1 protein-coding gene is annotated in these 446 nt (G+C 64.3%); it reads right to left on the bottom strand.

The genetic code is table 11. From position 1 onward, the window contains the following. On the bottom strand, positions 1 to 321 hold a 321-nt coding region (locus J0A65_RS25850), incomplete at its 3' end, for a TetR/AcrR family transcriptional regulator (protein ID WP_206597060.1). Positions 322 to 446: the final 125 nt, after the last annotated feature.

Genomic DNA, 446 nt, shown 5'->3' with positions numbered 1-446 from the left:
CGTGCTGGGCAGCGGGCAGCGATCACCAGGCTCGTCGCGATGCCGACGCGACAGGTAGAAGGCTGCCAGCAGCGCCCTGCGCTCCCTGCCCAGGCGCTGATCGACGCCAGCCAGGCGCTCCCTGCGCACACCGAGCAACTGCCTGAACGCCTCCAGCATCAGCGCATCCTTGCTGCTGAAATGTGCATAGAAGCCACCCACCGTGAGCCCCGCCGCCGCCATCACCTCGGCAACGGCCGGGTCGCCAGGGCCGCGCTCGGCAAGGACTCGCCCAGCGGCCGCGAGAATGCGCTTGCGGGTTTCGTGCTTGCGTTCGGTCATGGCTGCCGCTCCTTTATATGACGATCACAATATTACAGTCATCATCTTTTCTTGCAAGCAGCCGCGACGACCATCGGTCGTCTTCACGGCAGCGACAGGAATGAGCAGGCAAACAAAAAGGGGCC

Source organism: Bowmanella yangjiangensis, from assembly GCF_017255015.1.
In the GTDB taxonomy this organism is placed as follows: Bacteria; Pseudomonadota; Gammaproteobacteria; order Enterobacterales; family Alteromonadaceae; genus Bowmanella; species Bowmanella yangjiangensis.
This window is presented reverse-complemented; position numbering and strand designations above follow the sequence as displayed.